Annotated in this window: 17 protein-coding genes and 1 pseudogene; 4 read left to right on the plus strand and 14 right to left on the minus strand. The window is 54.6% G+C overall.

All coding sequences use genetic code 11. From position 1 onward, the window contains the following. Positions 1-16: 16 nt before the first annotated feature. The 9 genes and pseudogenes from ABIE40_RS12430 to ABIE40_RS12470 all read right to left on the minus strand — a co-directional run bounded on the left by ABIE40_RS12430 (position 17) and on the right by ABIE40_RS12470 (position 5984). Positions 17-361, minus strand: a complete 345-nt coding sequence (locus tag ABIE40_RS12430; RefSeq protein ID WP_199626851.1) for a MazG nucleotide pyrophosphohydrolase domain-containing protein — start codon at positions 359-361, stop codon at positions 17-19. Beyond that, positions 352-1275, minus strand: a complete 924-nt coding sequence (locus ABIE40_RS12435; RefSeq protein WP_199626853.1) for a thymidylate synthase family protein — start codon at positions 1273-1275, stop codon at positions 352-354. The genes ABIE40_RS12430 and ABIE40_RS12435 overlap by 10 nt, the downstream gene beginning before the upstream one ends. Continuing rightward, positions 1272-1889 carry a dTMP kinase gene (gene tmk, locus ABIE40_RS12440; RefSeq protein WP_199626855.1) on the minus strand — a complete coding sequence of 206 codons (618 nt, stop codon included), beginning with the start codon at positions 1887-1889 and terminating at the stop codon, positions 1272-1274. The genes ABIE40_RS12435 and tmk overlap by 4 nt, the downstream gene beginning before the upstream one ends. Beyond that, positions 1886-2713 (minus strand): metallophosphoesterase family protein, encoded by an 828-nt coding sequence (locus ABIE40_RS12445; protein ID WP_199626857.1) that lies wholly within the window; start codon positions 2711-2713, stop codon positions 1886-1888. The genes tmk and ABIE40_RS12445 overlap by 4 nt, the downstream gene beginning before the upstream one ends. Positions 2714-2728: 15 nt before the next feature. Beyond that, the gene (locus ABIE40_RS12450; RefSeq protein WP_199626859.1) at positions 2729-3247 is read right to left on the minus strand and encodes a hypothetical protein; all 519 of its coding nucleotides are present in this window, start codon (positions 3245-3247) and stop codon (positions 2729-2731) included. A gap of 184 nt (positions 3248-3431) precedes the next feature. Further along, a complete protein-coding gene (locus tag ABIE40_RS12455) occupies positions 3432-4091 on the minus strand; it encodes a type IV secretory system conjugative DNA transfer family protein (RefSeq protein ID WP_354541018.1) in 660 nt (219 codons plus the stop codon). Between the two features lie 227 nt (positions 4092-4318). Then, positions 4319-5233, minus strand: a pseudogene (locus ABIE40_RS12460) (type IV secretory system conjugative DNA transfer family protein); the annotation flags it as partial. Positions 5234-5342: 109 nt separating this feature from the next. Further along, positions 5343-5675, minus strand: a complete 333-nt coding sequence (locus ABIE40_RS12465) for a hypothetical protein (protein ID WP_354541019.1) — start codon at positions 5673-5675, stop codon at positions 5343-5345. A 3-nt stretch (positions 5676-5678) separates the two neighbouring features. Then, the gene (locus tag ABIE40_RS12470; protein WP_354541020.1) at positions 5679-5984 is read right to left on the minus strand and encodes a hypothetical protein; all 306 of its coding nucleotides are present in this window, start codon (positions 5982-5984) and stop codon (positions 5679-5681) included. Between ABIE40_RS12470 and ABIE40_RS12475 the strand changes: the two genes are divergently transcribed. Next, positions 5950-6720, plus strand: a complete 771-nt coding sequence (locus ABIE40_RS12475) for a hypothetical protein (protein ID WP_354541021.1) — start codon at positions 5950-5952, stop codon at positions 6718-6720. The two genes, ABIE40_RS12470 and ABIE40_RS12475, sit on opposite strands and share 35 nt — an antisense overlap. Here the strand turns inward: ABIE40_RS12475 and ABIE40_RS12480 are convergent. From ABIE40_RS12480 to ABIE40_RS12490, 3 genes are all read right to left on the minus strand, one after another. Next, positions 6674-6844, minus strand: coding sequence for a hypothetical protein (locus tag ABIE40_RS12480; protein ID WP_354541022.1), 171 nt, complete (start codon positions 6842-6844; stop codon positions 6674-6676). The genes ABIE40_RS12475 and ABIE40_RS12480 overlap by 47 nt on opposite strands. Positions 6845-6957: 113 nt before the next feature. Then, entirely contained in the window at positions 6958-7320 is a 363-nt protein-coding gene (locus ABIE40_RS31015; protein ID WP_502944787.1) for a plasmid mobilization protein, read from the minus strand. After that, entirely contained in the window at positions 7247-8074 is an 828-nt protein-coding gene (locus ABIE40_RS12490) for a helix-turn-helix domain-containing protein (RefSeq protein ID WP_199626871.1), read from the minus strand. The genes ABIE40_RS31015 and ABIE40_RS12490 overlap by 74 nt, the downstream gene beginning before the upstream one ends. A gap of 439 nt (positions 8075-8513) precedes the next feature. On the opposite strand from ABIE40_RS12490, the gene ABIE40_RS12500 reads away from it, so the two are divergent. The 3 genes from ABIE40_RS12500 (at position 8514) to ABIE40_RS12510 (ending at position 11197) form a co-directional block, all read left to right on the plus strand. Continuing rightward, positions 8514-9050 (plus strand): hypothetical protein, encoded by a 537-nt coding sequence (locus ABIE40_RS12500; protein ID WP_199626873.1) that lies wholly within the window; start codon positions 8514-8516, stop codon positions 9048-9050. Next, entirely contained in the window at positions 8986-9957 is a 972-nt protein-coding gene (locus ABIE40_RS12505) for a site-specific integrase (protein ID WP_199626875.1), read from the plus strand. The genes ABIE40_RS12500 and ABIE40_RS12505 overlap by 65 nt, the downstream gene beginning before the upstream one ends. A gap of 292 nt (positions 9958-10249) precedes the next feature. Continuing rightward, the gene (locus tag ABIE40_RS12510) at positions 10250-11197 is read left to right on the plus strand and encodes a hypothetical protein (protein WP_199626877.1); all 948 of its coding nucleotides are present in this window, start codon (positions 10250-10252) and stop codon (positions 11195-11197) included. A 242-nt stretch (positions 11198-11439) separates the two neighbouring features. Here the strand turns inward: ABIE40_RS12510 and istB are convergent, their stop codons facing one another. Both istB and istA read right to left on the minus strand, forming a co-directional pair. Then, positions 11440-12252 carry an IS21-like element helper ATPase IstB gene (gene istB / locus ABIE40_RS12515; protein ID WP_112720536.1) on the minus strand — a complete coding sequence of 271 codons (813 nt, stop codon included), beginning with the start codon at positions 12250-12252 and terminating at the stop codon, positions 11440-11442. After that, a complete protein-coding gene (gene istA / locus ABIE40_RS12520) occupies positions 12242-13768 on the minus strand; it encodes an IS21 family transposase (protein ID WP_199626885.1) in 1527 nt (508 codons plus the stop codon). The genes istB and istA overlap by 11 nt, the downstream gene beginning before the upstream one ends. Positions 13769-14002: the final 234 nt, after the last annotated feature.

Consider the following 14002-nt stretch of genomic DNA (forward strand, 5'->3'; position numbering starts at 1 on the left):
TTCTTTTTAAGCCCATCTACGGCTCGTATTTCTTAAATCTTTCCTCATTTTCTTTCATTTTATCCAAATACGCTGAGGTAAGATCAATCCGCATTAGATTTGCAGTCTTCAATGTGTATGCAAATATATCTGCAAGCTCGGCCGTCAATTCTCCAGAAGCCTGATCGTATTCAAAATCACCTCTGCGAACTTTCTTGACGAGATTTGCAAATTCGCCGAGTTCGCCAACCAAGCAAACAACTAAGTGCTCCAGAGACTGCATTTTATCGCCTGATTTATCATCCAAAAATGGTATGCGACCAACGTGAGCATCGTCGAACACACGTTGAAACTCTTGCAGTGACGAGACGGTCATTTCCATTTTTCAAACTCCAGAACGAGCTTATCAAGCGTTGTTGCCAGCTCAGCAACCAGCTTTTGGATATCATCGTGGTGTGATGATTTTCTACGCACCTCGGCTAGCTTCTGGCTCTGGTCAATAGCCTTGCGAAGCAACGATATTACACGAGCCTTATTTGGGTGCGCTGGGATATCTTCAGAGAGAATTTTATCTTCGAGTATCTTTGCTAGCGCCTCAAAAGCGTGCCAGGTAACAACAGTGCTATGCTTCTTTTTGTCCTTGATTAGTGAAGCGAATTCCCATGGCGCCTTCTCCAGTTTTTTGACTATTCGAGCTTCGCCGAGCCGATCGAGTTGAGGTACTTGAAGAGTGTTTATGCTCGGATTGTGGTATGCGCGAAATGCGAATATTGTCAGCCGAACTTCTTTTAGATCGAGTTCGATTTTCCGAATACGCTCGCACACCTGGCGGATTTCTTCGATATTTATGCGAAGAAACTTAGAAACTTCCAGTGCCCGGAAGTACGTTGTCGCATACAACGTATCGCCGCTCCGCGAAAACTGAAGAATCATAAACGATGGGATGGGGTTATCGCCACTTTCTAGAAGATGCTGCTGAGAGATGAGAGACATAAGCGCACGATTGCTATCTGGCTTATTCTCAAGTTCTGTTATTATATAATCTATCCCATTTTCTCCGATGAACTGGCCGTGCGAAAAATGAAGTTCTTCCGGTGGCTTAACGGCTTGCCAGCTCATCGCGAGATCAGATACATCTTGAAGCTGAGGCGCCCTGAGTAGGTCGGTAGAGAACTTCACCTGAATCGTGAAATTCATCGAGACATCCCCATCCTCCGCCTGGACTACAGCAGATGCCATATTTATTATTTCTTCAAAATTATTGATTTCTGAGTATTTCATTGCGTCAATATTCATGACAAAACAAATTCCAAAATTTCTTTGTGTATATCTAGCTCTGCTAGAGTTCCGTCCACTTTAAGAAATCTTCCATGATAAGAAGAGAATATACGATCGTAGTTATCTTTTACCTTCCTTAACTTCTCTTCGTTTTCATAGGTATCTAAGCTGCTTCTTTTCGCGAGGCGCTCTAGAGAGACTTCAACCGGGACGTCAACATAAATTGTGTAATCTGGATTTGGAAACGCTGAGTTTAACGTCCTGACGATTTCAAAGTCATCTTCTGATGTACAATGATATGCAAAAGACGAGAAAAAGTATCGAGTACTAATGACTTTGACACCCGACTTAAGCTGTCCAAGAATTCCGTCAATGTCATTGTTAAGATGATCGAACCGGTCCGCGGCAAAAAGATAGGCCATCTGCCGGTCGAATGTCGATGCTTCTGAGGAAAAGCGCAGGCGCCCACTGAATGCGCTGCGAATTTGTTGCCCAATTGGCCCGCTAGAAGGCTCAGTCGTAAGAGCAACGGGGGTCCCCAAGCGCCGCAGGTACTCGTAGAGCCGCGATGCCTGCGTCGATGTACCAGAGCCATCCAGTCCTTCAAAAACGATAAAGGCGGAATCTTTCATCGAATAAGTTGCCTCTCGCCGATGCGGGAAAATCCCGTTGTATTTACTGTTGGTTGATCTACGAGAAGCGCAAATCGTTCTAATTCGATCCGCTCATCTTCAACATGATAAACGTTTAAACTGTTAACGACGCCGTTCTCTGCGTATCCGAAAGATCCCGCTCCATTTATACTCATTCGGTTTTTCCCTACTGGAAAAGCGACATTGAAGTGTTGATGGCCGTGCAGAATCGCCGAAACATTGTTGCTATCCAATATGGACAGATATTCATAAGAGTTCCGCGTTACGGATATGTCTTGCTCGAAAAGCGGCAAAAGATGATGGTGGATAACTGCAAATCTCTGTTTATAGTCTTTAGATGAGATTCCCTTCATTGCGGCCCTCATGTCAAGAAGGTCAACGAGGCCATATTCCTTCTTTGCGTGATATGAAGAATTAGTTACTATGAAGTATATCCCATCAATCTCGTACGATACACTTGTATTGCTGTTAAAATCGAATACTTTGTCGCGCCTCAAGGCATAAGAGAAGGCAGAAAATCTAGCGAATGGAGAACTTAGTTGTATGTCATGATTCCCCGGGCAGACGATAAAACGACTGCGGTCTAGATTCGCCTTTTCAATAAGTTCGTCAAAAAAATCTATCGCTGCAGTATAGCCGTCGTCCTGCGCTTTGAACGTTACGTCTCCGCTGACAACAATAATGGGTGTTAGGTCGAGATTTTTAATGAAGACAACCAAGTGCTGCAAAACATCGGAGAAAGAGATTCTATTGTTTCTGCCCGCACCAAAATGAAGATCCGTGAAGTGAATTATAGAGACCATGATGCAAGCAACCAATCAGCTGTTACGAAGAGAATAAACCGGCAAAGATGAGGAAATATTGACAACCGTCCGTTCGGAAATGCCAAAACGTTTGGCGATTTCCCGGATGCGTTCATTGCGCTCGTCGGCGTTCATGAACCCGATCACATCGGAATGTCTGGCAAGATAGAATATGGCGTCGAGAGTATGCACCGTGGAAACTGTTACAGTCTCTCCCCATTTGTCAGCTAGTGATGCATCGTGTGTGCACAATCTGATGCCCAAGTCATGCAGGTCAACAAGCTCAAATCCAACCCGTAAAGTTTCAAGCGCGGCAATGTGCGATGTACCACCAACGATATCGCGAATTTCAACTGTTGCGGAATTGGAAGTGGGTTTGGCTTGGAAGTCCGCCCCTTTGGTCAGCCAGACTATGAATTCTAAGAATTCGACAATAGCAACTCGGTCATTACTGCCGTCCAACTTCAGCAGATTGAAAGCGTCACGGGTGTTGTTTGTTCGCAGAAGAAGCTGGTGAAACAAATTGGTCCTCATTTCGTATCCTCCGCATCAAGGCATTCCAACGGCTTGCAGTCTGCGCCCTGAATTTGTTGATAATTTCCACAGCTATTGGTTTCGGGTCTACCGCGCTGAAGTTTGATAAGCAAGCGGGTGTTTGGTATCTGTCCGCGTTCCTCTCCGTCCGCACTCTGTAGCAACCGCTGTGAGTTTTGGGATACTACACCATCGGATTCCGATCCAACTTCCCTCGATATGCCGGATGCTGGTGCGACACGATTGCATCGACAAGCGCGGGCGGCTTTGACCCTGCCAGCAGGAGCATCTTTCCCGCCTTCATCTCCAATATCTGATCGGCCGTCATCAGCTTTTGGCGCTGCTCTGCGATCGACGTTTTGCGGCTCTCTCCCAACTTCGCGGCTGACTGCTTGGTTCGGGTCAGCACCGTCTGATCGCCAAGCGCGTTCGCGGCCCAATTCGCGGTTTCGAACTCGGCGCGGCCGAGACCGAAAATGCGTGTTGTAACGCATGAGCCGAGAATGCTGGCCGTGTCGCCCTTGCCATAGACGCTTTCGATCTGGCCCTTGTCCTGGGTGATGAACAGCGCCTCGATGCCGCAGCCGGCGGCGACGTTCGCGATGTTGATCAGCTTTTCCATCCGGCCGAGACGGACAAACTCGTCCAGCACCAAAAGCACGTTCTTTTTCGGCTTCTTGGCACCTTCCAAGCGCACGGCAATGCCGAGAATGATGTTGGTCAACAGTCGGAGAAAGACGGCCTGCGCATCGACCTGATCGAGCGGCACGACCATGAAGAGGTCGGCGCGGCCCGCGAAGAGGTTTTCGAGCGAGCATGTTGAGGCGCTGAGGAAACCGCGCATTTCATCGGAGCGTGCCCAGTCGAAGGCCTCTTGATCGTCGTCTTGATTGCGCCGCGCTCGTTCTCGCCGGCCGCGATGAAAGTCGCAGCGGCGGCGGCCGGACGTGTGCCAAAGGTTTCTGGCGCTCCAGCCCAACCCGTCAGCGTCGTTTCAAAGCCGTCGGAAAACAACAGGTCCATCGCCGTGATCAGGTTGCGATCGGCCTCGGCGTGCCTGGTCATGACAACCTCGATGACGGCGGCAATCATGGATTTTGCCATCTCGGCAAAATGTGCGCCGTTACCGCCTTCTGGTCGAACAATTCCCTCGGCAATGACCTCGATGTCACGGACCAGATGCGCTTGCCGGATATAGTCGAGCGGATTGAACTGATCCTTCGACGGTTCGATGACGCCGAAGGGATTGAGGACGACGACCTGGCGGCCTAGCGATTGGCGATATCGCCGGGTCACGGCGAAATTCTCGCCCTTGATGTCGAGGACGGCAACAGGGCCGTCATGGTCGATGATCGCCGGAATGACGACGGACACGCCCTTGCCGGCGCGGGTGCCGGCGATCGCAACATGATGGCCGGCGCGCCATCCAGTCTTTGGGTTCGGTCGGTAGCGGAGGATGGCGCCACCGACGAGGCCAAGCGGAAGCCCGGCGTCGTTATGGCGGAGCTGGCGCAATTCGCTCCGGTTCATCCATCGCGCGCGCCAAGGGCCTTGTTTGGAAATCCGGCTGGACGACGCAGGCGCAGCAATCGAAATCGCCCGCATGACGAAGAACAAGGGCACCGGCAGGCCGATCGCAAGGTTCGTCATCAAGGCCAGCCTTTGCGCCTCCGTGAAGCGATCCCATGCAGCAACCATGCCCCGAATGCTCTCGATGCCGGAATAGCCGGCATGTCGCCAAGCTCTAAAACTGTCGAGCAGGACGGCCGCCGCTTTGGTGGGGGCGGTAAGGGCGAGAGCAGACGCGGCAAGGAGGGCTGCCCCCACGGCAAAGACCGACGCGCTGCGTATGCGGCCCTGTGTGTCTCCCGCCAAGGTCAGCAGCGCAAACCCGAAGAACATCACCAGGATTGCGGCGCGCGCATTTTCGTAGATCGCTGGCCAGAACAACGGTGCGGTTTCCATCAGCAGGAAGCCGGCGGCCATGATTGCGATCGAAAGAACGTAGCGATAGGATGATCAAATTCATAAAGGAAAACTCCGAACGGAATGAGAAATCAGGATCGGCCGCGATCGGGTGCCAGTAACCGGGCTTTCACGTCGGCGGTGCGATCGTCTCCAGCATCGCTTCTGCCTGCTCCAGCAGCGCGAACGCTTCCGTCAGTCCGGTCCTGTCCATGCCGCTGGAATGTTTCTCGGAGCCGAGCCAGACGCTCATGAAGGAAGCCTGTGACGCGATGAGCGATTTCAGTGATCCTTCCAAAGCCGCTTGCCGGTTCTCGATCATGTCGGTCGATCGCCTCTCCAGCGCCTCGAATTGCGCGGTCCCGCTCTGCAAGGTGCCCATCAAGCTCTCGACGTAGGCCAGCAATTCGCGCTCCAGCGGTGAAAGGCTCTCGGGCATCGGCAGTCTGCTTGGTGTGGTCATGGCTCAATTTCCCGTTACGATTTTCAGGCATGGTGTTTTGCTGGTCCCGGCCTGGCAGGTGATCAGCTGAAGGCGGCTTGCGTCCCAGGTCAGGATCTGGCCGTTGACGGTCTGGTTGATCTGCAGGCCCATCTGCCAAAGGCTGGCGCTCCGGGCGCGATCGATCATCAGCCCCGCCCAGAACCAGCTCGCGGTGAAGCTGAGCAGGATCACCAGCAGCGCCACCGCGCACACCGTCAGCAGGAATGGCTGCATCATCGAGCGAAGCCGGCGCATGTCCGCCTCGGTCGTTGCCAGCGCCTCGCTCAAGTGCCGGCGGCTCTCGTCTGTGAAGCTGCGGATATCGGTCTCGATTGTAATTTCCGCGTGCTTCAAGGCTGCGCTCCAATCGGTCTCGAAGCTCTTCGAGGGCGATGGCGTCGAGCCGGCTTCCCGAGCGGCTGGGTTTTCCAGCCTCTCGTTCAATCGCTCGATCAACGGTCTTCTCTCGGGTCCAGTCTTCACGAAACAGCTCTCCTTTCAGGCGCCAGCGCTCGTCGGTTTCCGGGTCGCGCACGGTGAGGTAATTTTTGCCGGCGCGCGGCAGGTCGAAGCCTGCCGTTGTCAAGGCCTCGGTCATTGTGGAACGGTCACGGATTTCGCCGGCCTCGATGCGCTGGACGATCCAGTCATGGATCAGCTCGCGCGCATCGCCGCGCCTGACGCTCTCGATGATGCTGACAGTCTCGTGGGCACGCTCCGGCGCCATCGGATCGTTCCAGCCATGTTGTTTGTTGAGGACGTCGCGCAGGGCGTAGTGCTCCTGGTAGCCTGGCGGCGCGATATTGAGGCTGCGGCCGCTGACAAGCTCCATGCGCGGGGTGACGAAATGCAGCTCGTCCATCACCTGCCGCTGCTGGCCGTGGTTCGGCGCGTCCTCGGCCGTGAAGGCGATGACGCCGGCACGATAGGTCCACTGGTGCGGGCAAGCATCGATCAATGCCCGCATCCGGTCGGCATCACCGATGCAGGACCTCCGGCAGAGGCTCGCGGGCAAACAGCATGACGTCGCCACGCTCGTCGCGGATCGCGTTGCGGTTCTGGTCGTAGGCGACGACATCCCGCTCGACCAGATAGTCAACCGGTCCCGATCCGCCGCCCTGGCCGTTGCGGAAAAACTTGATCAGCACGGCGCGCCATCCTTGGCCGTGAACGTCCGCAGCGTCTCCGAAAGCGCCCGCTCGATCGCCACCAGCTGCGCGGCAACCTCGATCGCGTCGATGGGCGGCACCTGGCCCTGAGTCTAGGCCGTGTTCAGCCATCGCGCGACCTGGTTGAGGTTGCAGCCGATCCGGGAGACAGCGCGCACCAGTTCCGGGTCCACCTTGGGGACTGGACGGCGGCGGCGTGCCTCGGTGAGGCCGAGCGCTTCCCGCATCAGCGTGGCGAAGGGCAGACCGGCCCGCGCCGCGCGTGCGGTCAGCGCTTGCTTTTCCGAGGCCATACAGCGGAAAACGACGACGGCATTAAGTTCGCCATTTGGCGATCGCCGCGAGCTCTTGGTGGGGTTTGAAGGGGAGGCTTGCCTCCCCTCACAAGGCTCCCTGTCGGACGGCTCGCCGTATGACAGGGGTCGCCTTGCTCCCTTCCAATCGCTGGCCGTCATGACGCCCTACGAAGGTCTGTCGGGCGGGCTCATCGGCAATGTGGTCTCGACGATGGCTGAAGAAAGCGACCCATTCCAGCTCCCTGGGACTTGCCTCATCCGGCGGCCAGTAGCCCGGCAAAGCGTAACCGGGCTTGCCGGATTTCACCGTCCGAATGCCAAGAGCTTCAGGCGACGAAAAGCCATGACGACGGAGCCAGTTGCGCCACTGCTCGATCTGCCTCGTCTTGGTCTCGACCACGAAAACGAGCGGGACGGCTCGCCGCGTCTCGACGCGCGGCGGGGCGTCCTCGCGCGGGTTAGGTTTATATATTTTTTCTTTCTTTGGGTTTGGTGGACATATCTGTCCTCCTTCACCGGACACATCTGACCGCCTTGACGGACGGTTCTGACCGCCTTTGTCAGGGTAAAGGGTGACAACTTTGTCCGTCTTTTCGCGGGCGTCCGATGCGCGTAAAGTCGATACCGCAGAGGGACGATATTCCGTGTTGTGCCCGATGCCATTTCCGCGCCGGATCTCGAACCAGCCACTGGCCTCAAGCTCACGGATGGCGCGCTGAATGGTCTTGACGCTCTTGCCGGTCGCGTCGGCAATCGTTTGATAGGACGGCCACGCCTTCTCGGTGTGGCCGTTCAAATGCGTGGTGACGATATAGAGCGCCACTGACCGCGCGTTGTCACTTAGATCCTTGTCGCAGCTGAGCTGCTGAAGCCATTGCAGCTTCACATCGCGAAATGGCCGCACCTCGCTCATGCACGCCTCCCAGGACGAAGGACAAGCGGGGATGACGGGCCGGAAACGGCCGGAAAAAGTGGGACGAGGCTCTTGCTAAGCCATTGACTTCCGTAGAATCGATTTTCGGTCCCGAACGGCACTAACGAATTGAAATCATTCGAATTCAGCAGGCCCTCCTGGCCCACAATTTCGTTTAAAATCAATAACTTAGATTTAGGATTTCCTTGGGGAGACATCCAAGGGGAACATTCATTTGTTCAATCCGACATATCTCGTGAAGTCGCGGTGCGGCGTGTTTTATCTCCGCTGGCCTCTACCAAGACAGATACATCCACAGAGAAAGCCATCGACGATCAAACTTTCCTTGGAGACCCGCGATCCACGGATAGCATTGCGTTTGTCCCGCTCAGTGAGCGAAATGGCGAATGTCCTTATTGAACATGGAATCGCGGTGAGAATGAGCTACGAGGAATTGCGCAGCCTAGTGAAGCGGCACTTTCAACAGCAACTTACAAAGGCGAAGGACCGAATCATGAACCAAGGTCGCCTTAGCGTCGAAGACAGGCAGGGTTACGAAGGCGCCGTTAGCCAGGCTCAGAGCGCAATCGACATCAACGAACCGCTGTCACTGCTGGAAACTGATGATGAGGTTCTAACCCGCTTCATCGGCAAATACGAACTCGACATTCAAGCGGCCAGCCCTCGCTACCGTCAACTTCTTGATCTACTGCGTATTGCCTTGCGCGACTACTCCAAGGCCGTGCTCGACTTCGACGGCCAGTTGGACACCATAGAATTTGGCCAACCCACAGCACCGGTTACGGTTACCCATAACGAACGCGAGGCGGCAAGCACGCTTTCCTTGCGGGAACTCGTGGATGCGTACACCGGTGAAGAAACTTGCCGATCGTTGGGCTTCGAAAACAGAAATGGAAAAGGCCGATTACTTGGCCTTACTCATGGAAATTCTCGGCGCCGATCTACTCGCCGCTAAAGTTGGCGCGATGCAGGCAAAGAAAGTTAAAGACATCATCGCGCAATATCCGAAAAACAGGAACAAGAACCCTGTCACACGCGGCAAGCCTTTGGCTGAGGTGATGGCTATGACCGGCATAGAGACGATCAGCCTCACAAGCGTGAACAAGTGCCTTCAATCCTATAACGATCTTTTCGAATGGGGACGCAAGCAGGGACATTTGCCGGAGAACCGTTTCTCGGGCCTATCCATCCAACAACGGAAGGACGGCCAGAAAGGTAAACGCGATGCGTTCTCGAATGAAAACATCCGATTCATGTTGGACGTTCTTACCGGCAAACGCGCGGGGCTGATTGAATTGAAAATGCCCTATCAAAAATGGGGACCGCTCATCGGCATCTATACGGGCGCTCGGCTCAATGAAATTTGCCAACTTGAAATCGCCGATATGCGAGAGCAAGACGGCATTTGGTGTTTCGACATCAACGCAGACGGCGACGGCAAACATGTGAAGACCGAAGCTTCGAAGCGTTTGGTACCCATCCATCGCCAACTTATTCAACTTGGTTTCCTTGATTACATCGAAGAACGCAGAAAACAGAAGCAGCCGAAAGTATTCTCCGATTTTTCCTACAGTGCCCAGAACGGTTGGGGGCGCAATCTTGGCCGCTGGTTCAATGAACGGTTCCTACCTGCGCTCGGATTGAAAGCGAAGGGACAGTCATTTCACAGTCTTCGTCACACAGCGAATACCAGACTACTGCAAGCGAATGTCGAGATCACCTTGGTCAAGTCGCTCATAGGCCACGAACAGGACGGAATGACCGTCAAGCAATATTTCGGAGAAGGCTATACGCTTGAGCAACGGAATGAAGCCCTGCAGAAGCTAAACTTTCAGCAACCCGAACGGCGAACTGGCGACTAACATCAGTCGCTCCCTCTATTGACCGGGACTCCCCGAGGATTCAAACATGGAGTTGGAACTGTACGTGCGGTTCTGGGGCGTGGAAACCCCTGTTGGATAGGTGCGAGCGCCGACCTGTAACGGCGCCATCTCCTTGACCTATGGTCGGGGAGCCTGTGGCGTATGCAACAGGTTCTCGGACTAAAGGCCATTGGGACCGTATCCATTCGGTTTTCCAACTCCCCGATCGCCAGAGATCAAGGGGCACAATCGCGGGGACGTACCGCGACGATTGCCCCACAGTGGGGCACTAGTGATCTTCCTCGTTTTTGCAATTATTGCTGGATTTGCCGGTTACCAATTTTTCAAATACACCCAGAACGCACATACCGAAGCAGTTCGAGCATACCTTTTCCTCGGGGCGCTGCTGCGCGACAAGAGTAGAGAAGAAGCAGAGCAGCTTGTCTCTGGTGGTGTGGCAGGTGATACCGAAAGCATCCATCTTATCATGCACGAAATCCGTGCTGCCCATGGTGACGAGCATCTCCCCTTGATAGCGGAGGCATACCGGTGGGGTATGCGCAGCCGAATGCCCATGTGGTATCGTTGGTCAACCTCGCAGTGCGACCCAAGCTCCTCTGTACTCAAATTATATCGTAAGCCTTTGTCCAATCAGGCAACCTGCAACAGGCGTACGCAGCGCGAGACGCATGATTGGATACGTGCTTTCACCATCTACTTTGTCCTGCACCAACTCCGCAAAGCGTCGAGCCCCATACCAGACGCATGCGAGATACCGGGTGATTTGCGTGAACTCATGGAAGGCAGACTGGTAAGGGAACTGGCGATCTCACTACCCGCTACGCTACAACTCTATATGGAATACGCTCACCCTAATGTGTCAAAATACGACACTCATCAATTTGTCGCTGATGCAGCTGAATATCTCACGACAGCAATGCGGGGTGTGGATGGGCCGGGAGCGTTCAGGGACGTTTTGCAGAAGCAACACACTAAGTCCGGGGGATACCCTATCACCGAGGCAGAACTGGACGACCTTATGAGCCATATTCTGCAACGAACGACCGAAGGACCTGAGGTTATCCAGCTTCTCTACGGGATGGCGCTAACGCTTCAAGCCGAGGAGGATTTTCAAAGGACGCATGGCAAAACATACGAGCAGTTTATCGACGATCAAGTCGAGCATACCGCTTTGAATGACAGAACGCTTTTGCGTAGTGACATCACCCAACGTGCGTAGGGCTTAAAAAACATTAGATCGATAGTCGATGGCAGCGTTATTAGAGTGAGAAGTTGAAGTAGAGTTTTCATTAAAATACAGACTATCTATTTGCTCTACAGAAATCGCGCCTTACGTATCACCAACACGCTAAATGTATATAAAACCATAATAAAACATACCTATAATAACTAGGTTTTTCTCCATATTGTTGATTTGCGCTGAGAGTTGACCCGGGATTTGCACTGAGAAGTGACCCGCCTTTAGATATCGTTTGTGTTGGCAGTGGTGGTCAAGTTCCGCCGTTTCTCCTTTGTAGGTTCGGGTTCATGAGCTGAACTGTTTTTGAAGCGGAAGCTGTCGTTTCCGGTCTCAAGTATGTGGCAATGATGGGTGAGCCGATCGAGCAGCGCGGTTGTCATCTTGGCATCGCCGAACACGCTGGCCCATTCGCTGAAGCTCAGGTTGGTCGTGATTATGACGCTGGTGCGCTCGTATAGTTTGCTCAACAGATGGAAGAGTAGCGCGCCACCTGAAGCGCTGAACGGCAGGTATCCCAGCTCGTCGAGGATGACGAGATCGGAGTGGACGAGGCGATTGGCGATCTGGCCGGAGCGACCTTGTGCTTTCTCCTGCTCAAGAACGTTGACCAGCTCGACGGTGGAGAAGAACCGGACCCGCTTGTGATGATGCTGGATGGCCTGGACGCCAATCGCGGTTGCGATATGCGTCTTGCCCGTGCCGGGACCGCCGACCAGAACGATATTATTGGCATCGTCGAGGAAGTCGCAGCGATGAAGCTGCTGCACGAGGGCCTCGTTGATCTCGCTGCTGGCGAAGTCGAAGCCGTTCAGATCGCGGTAGGCCGGGAAGCGTGCCGTCTTGAGCTGATATGCGGTCGATCTGACCTCTCGTTCGGCCGTTTCCGCCTTGAGAAGCTGGGACAGGATCGGAATGGCAGCCTCGAACGCCGGCGATCCTTGCTCGGTCAGGTCACCGACGGCGTGGGCCATCCCATGCATCTTCAATTGCCGTAGCATGATAACGATCGCGCCGCTTGCCGGGTTATGACGCATGGCGAACCTCCGTCTTTCTCAAGGTATCGTATCGCTCGACATTGGCCTTGGGCTCATTGGTGAGCGTCAGCGCCTGAGGTGCGTCGAGGGTCGGCGGTGTGGAAGATTTGCCGTCGACGAGGCGATGCAGCAGGTTCAGCACATGCGTTTTGGTCGGAACGCCGGACTTCAGCGCCATCTCGACGGCCGAGAGCACTGCTTGTTCGTCGTGCTGGAGAACAAGGGCCAGGATGTCGACCATCTCGCGATCGCCGCCCGGCTTTTTGAGCAGATATTGCTGCAAGCTCTTGAATGCCTCCGGCAGCTCGATGAAGGGAGCGCCGTTGCGTAGCGCGCCGGGCTTGCGCTGAACGACCGCCAGATAATGCCGCCAGTCGTAAATGGTCTGGCCCGGCCGGTCATGGGAACGATCAATGACGCGACGATGCTCGCAGACGATCTGACCTTCCGCGGCAACTACGACACGATCCGGATAGACGCGAAGGCTTATCGGCCGATTGGCAAAGGATGCCGGGACGCTGTAGCGATTGCGCTCCAGATGCACGAGGCAGGTTGGTGTGACCCGCTTCGTGTATTCGACAAATCCGTCGAACGGCCTCGAAACGCGCATGAGGGCCGGTGCTTCTTCTGCCCATATGTCGGCGATAGTGCCACGCATCTGACCATGCGGCGTCTTCGCCCAGAATTCCTTGCATCGAAGCTCAAGCCAATCATTCAAGGCTTCCAGCGACGGAAAGCGTGGAACCGGTTGAAAGAACCGATGACGGGCATCCTGCACGTTCTTCTCGACCTGCCCCTTCTCCCATCCGGACGCTGGATTGCAGAACTCGGGCTCGAACACGTAGTGGCTGGCCATCGCCATGAAGCGGACGTTGACGTCGCGCTCCTTGCCACGGCCGACCTTGTCGATCGCGGTGCGCATGTTGTCGTAGATGCCGCGGCCAGGAATGCCGCCGAAGACGCGGAACGCATGATTGTGGGCATCGAACAGCATCTCGTGCGTTTGCAAAAGATAAGCCCGCACGATGAAGGCACGGCTGTAGCTAAGCTTCGTATGGGCGACCTGCAGCTTGGTGCGTTCATTGCCGATGATCGCCCAGTCCTCCGACCAGTCAAACTGGAAGGCCTCACCCGGCTCGAACGCCAAGGGTACGAACGTGCCGCGTCCGGTCGTATGGAGTTCTCTTTGCCGGTCTGCCTTCCATTCCCGGGCAAAGGCTGCAACACGGCAATAGGAACCTTCGTAGCCAAGGCTCACCAGGTCGGCATGCAGTTGCTTCATCGTCCGCTTCTGCTTGCGGCTCTTTTTCGATTCCGTCTTCAGCCAGGCTGATAGCCGATCCGCAAATGGATCAAGCTTGCTCGGCCGCTCCGGGACATTGAACTTCGGCTCCACGCCGCCTGCGCGCAGGTATTTGCGGATGGTATTCCGGGATAGGCCCGTCCTGCGGCATATCTCCCGGATCGATAGATCATCCCGAAAATGCCAGCGCCGGATTACGCTCAGTAACGCCATGTCGATCACTCCAGAGCCCCCGCTGAAACCACAGGGGATGATTGAAACATGGGTCAATTCTCAGTGATATTTTCCCGCAATCCCGGGTCAGCTCTCAGTGCAAATCAACACGATGACGTCTCAGTCCATTGAGGACGCCGCCTCTTCCTTGAGCCGGATTGCTCTCCCGCCTTGCATCCAGGCCGGGATGATATAAAGGCACGGACAGAACGCGACTGCCATTAACTTAAGAAT

The organism is Rhizobium sp. OAE497 (genome assembly GCF_040546565.1).
Taxonomy (GTDB): domain Bacteria; phylum Pseudomonadota; class Alphaproteobacteria; order Rhizobiales; family Rhizobiaceae; genus Rhizobium.